3 protein-coding genes are annotated in these 3,309 nt (G+C 73.7%); 2 read left to right on the forward strand and 1 reads right to left on the reverse strand.

Annotated features, from left to right (window positions below):
* The first annotated feature begins 10 nt into the window (after window positions 1–10).
* Complete coding sequence (locus tag EF903_RS34485; RefSeq protein WP_260616146.1) at window positions 11–1,888, forward strand: hypothetical protein; 1,878 nt, start codon at window positions 11–13, stop codon at window positions 1,886–1,888.
* Between the two features lie 205 nt (window positions 1,889–2,093).
* Complete coding sequence (locus EF903_RS30580) at window positions 2,094–2,399, forward strand: hypothetical protein (protein ID WP_125548235.1); 306 nt, start codon at window positions 2,094–2,096, stop codon at window positions 2,397–2,399.
* 168 nt (window positions 2,400–2,567) lie between these two features.
* Here EF903_RS30580 and EF903_RS30585 read toward each other — a convergent pair.
* Window positions 2,568–3,309: DUF4190 domain-containing protein (locus EF903_RS30585; RefSeq protein ID WP_221888801.1), on the reverse strand; the 742-nt coding region annotated here is incomplete at its 5' end.

The following is a 3,309-nucleotide window of genomic DNA, read 5'->3' on the forward strand; positions in this document are numbered from 1 at the left end:
GGTCCCCGCGGTGAACCGCCAGCCGGCCCCGCTCGCCCTGGCGGACCCCGGTTTCGAACAGGGCGGGACCGGCTGGCGGTTCACCGCGGGGACCGGCGTCGCGACGAACCTGCCGCACGGCGGGAAGCGGCTGGCCTACCTGGATGCCGGAGCGGGCCGCAGGGTCTCCCAGACCCTCACCGCCCGGGGCCGCGGCACGTACGACGTATCGGCCTGGATCGCGACGGGCGGCGCCCGCGGCCGGTTCACCGCCCGCGTCAACGGCACCGAGCGGGCCGCACTGGACCTGCCCGCCGAAACGGCCTACCGCCGCAGAACCCTCAGCCGGATCGCCCTCGCCCCCGGCGACCGCCTGGAGATCGCCTTCGAATCGGGCGACGGCTGGCTCAACGCCGACGACCTCATGCTCTCCCCGGCCTCCCCGGCCGACCCCCGGATCAGTTCGTCCGACCCGAAGATCGTCGAGATGTTCGACTGGGCCAAGCGCAAGGCCAACAGCTGGGTGCACCTACCCGGCACCCAAGGGCCCCTGAACGTCGACGAGAACAACACCGGCGGAACCGGAACCGGCACCTACGGCCCCTCCTACTGGGCCGGGTACGCCAACCGCAGCGGCTACTACTCCCGCGACACCGCCCACCAGCTCGCCGGCGCCGGCGTGCTCGGACTGCACGCCGAGAACAAGGCCATGCTGCGCACGTTCGCGGCCTCGGCCACCGCCGAGCACAAGTTCTATCCGGTGTGGGCGCTGAACTTCGACAACCACAGCCCCCTGTCCATCGACTACCGCAGCCCGTCGCTGTTCGTGCGCGAGGTCCCCGCCACCTTCGAACTGGTGCAGAAGGCCGAGGAGGCGTACCGCTGGAGCGGCGACCGCGGCTACCTCACCGACCCGGTGCTGTGGGACTTCTACCGGCACGCCACCGGCGAGTTCGTCGACCTGCACGACGGACTGAAGGACAACGGAGCCGTCAAGGTCGCCGAGGGCACCGGCAAGGGCATCTTCCAGGGCACGGCCAGCTACAACGAGCAGAGCGACGAGCCGCTCGCCGAGGCCGGCGACGGCATCGGCGCCCAGTACCGCGCCTACACGGCGATGGCCTCCCTCGCCCGCGCCAAGGGGGACGGCGCGCTCGCCGCCGCGTACGACGCCCGGGCCGCCGAGCTGAAGGCCTACTTCAACACGGTGTGGAGCGGCAGCGGCTCCGGCGCCGACACCGTCCGGGGCTGGACCACCGACGGGCGCCCGGTGACCGGCTGGGGCAAGGAGAACAGCTGGTTCATGCCGCTGAAGCAGATCATGGAACCGGGACCGCGCCGGGAGGCGTACCTCGACTACATCGACCGGCAGGCCTCCGGCGACGGCCGGCCCGGCAACATCGAGGCGCTGACCTACCTGCCCGACACCTTCTTCGCAGGCAACCGCGCGGACACGGCCTGGAAGTGGATGCGTCACGTGTACGACCACAAGGACGTCCAGCACGTCAACGCCGCCCAGGGGGCCAACGGCGACTACCCGGAGGTGTCCTTCAGCCTCGTCGGGCAGACGGTCGAGGGACTCCTCGGCGTCACCCCGGACGCCCCGGCGCGCCGGCTCACCACGCAGTCCCGGCTGCCGTCCGGCATGGACTGGCTGAAGGTCGACGACCTGCGCGTGGGCCGCTCCGGCTTCTCCCTCCGCCACGACGGCGCCCGCAGGTCCGTCCTGGAGCACACCTCGGGCTCGCAGCGCTGGACCTGGGAGGCCCGCTTCCCGGGCACCTGGTCCTCCGTCACCGTCAACGGGGTGCCGGTGCCGGTCCGCACGAAGGTCGTCGACGGGGCCACGTACACCTACGCCACCCCGTCCGTCGCCCCGGGCTGCAAGGCCGTCGTCGAGGTGCGCTGACCCCGCCGGGGTGCGCGTGCGTCCCGCGGCTGCCTCCGGCCGCGGCGCGTCCCGGCAGGCCAGGGCCCGGGACGTCCCGCCATACCCCCTTTCGGGGCATCGGCTGGACTCGCGCCGGGCCGAGGCGGAAGAGTCGTCGCCGGCGCCGCCCGGCAGCGACCGGGCCGGTGCGGCCGATCCGACATCCACCGAACAGGGAGACGTCATGCGCCTTACCGCACGAACGGCACTGGGCACCGCAGCGGTCCTCGCGGCAGCGGCCCTCACGCCCGTCCTCACCGCCGCCCCGGCGGCGGCGCTCGGGGTCACGGGGACGGCGCCCGCGTGTGTCAAGAGGGACGTCGTCAAGCACCGGAACTACGTGAAGGTGACCAACACCTGCCGCGAGACGATGCACCTGAAGGTCGTCATCGACTGGGGCTCCGACTCCCCGTGCCTGACCTACCAGCCCGGCGAGCAGTGGGAGTGGACGTGGGGCCGCGGCTCGTACGGCAAGGTCGTCACCTGCTGACAGCCGGCGCGCACGCCGACGGCCCCGCCCGGACCACCGGGCGGGGCCGCCCCCGCACGCCGGACGCGGGTCCGGCCGTGCGGGGGCGGGCGGTTGGACGGTCCGGGCGGGGCGGAGCGGCGGAGGGCTCCGCAGCGCCGGCGCCGGCCGTGACGGCGTGCCCGGGGGTCAGGAGCCGGACGGGCGGATCGACCCGGTGCGCTGCCCGGCGGGGTCGCCGACGAAGCAGGTCACCTTGCGGCCGCCGTCGTCCCACGAGCTCTCCGTCGGCAGGTAGTAGTAGAGCTCCAGGCTCTCCGGGAGGGGCGCGTCGGTGCCGCGGTAGCCGGCGAGGGCCGTTTCGCCGCACTTCTGCTCGGCCGTCACCCGGATCCTGTCGGCGCCGGGGAACGCTCCGTCCCCGTCCTCCACGGTGAACACCGCGAACGCCTCCCCGTCGTGCGGCTGCCCGCACGGCACGATGTCCACGGACGGGGCGGCGGGCGCGCCGCTCGCGTCGTAGTCCCGCATGTCGTCGGGGGTGTTGAAGCAGTCGCCCGCGCGGATGTCCTCCGTCCCGCCGGATCCCGGCCGGGTGACCTCCCCGCTGCCGTCCCTGCGGGGTGCTTCGTCCGAGAGCCCGCCCCAGAGCACGCCGGCGGCGAGGACCACCGTGATGCCGTTGAGGATGATCGCGGCCACGGCCAGCCCGGTCCCCTTCTCCCCGCGGGCGCGGATCTGCCGGATGGCGACGATGCCCAGGATCATCGGGATCAGCGGCAGCACGCACAGCAGGGACAGCACGAACGCGACGACGGCGAGGGTGTTCGTCTTCGCCGCCGGCGTGCTCTGGGGCGGGCTCTCGGACGACGCACCCCGCAGGGACGGCAGCGGGGAGGTCACCCGGCCGGGATCCGGCGGGACGGAGGAC

Source organism: Streptomyces sp. WAC05292, assembly GCF_003949955.1.
GTDB lineage: Bacteria > Actinomycetota > Actinomycetes > Streptomycetales > Streptomycetaceae > Streptomyces > Streptomyces globosus.

What these genes read in the sequence shown, in the direction of transcription:
- EF903_RS30580 (WP_125548235.1), top strand. Translation starts at nt 2,094, where the DNA reads ATGCGCCTTACCGCACGAACGGCACTGGGCACCGCAGCGGTCCTCGCG.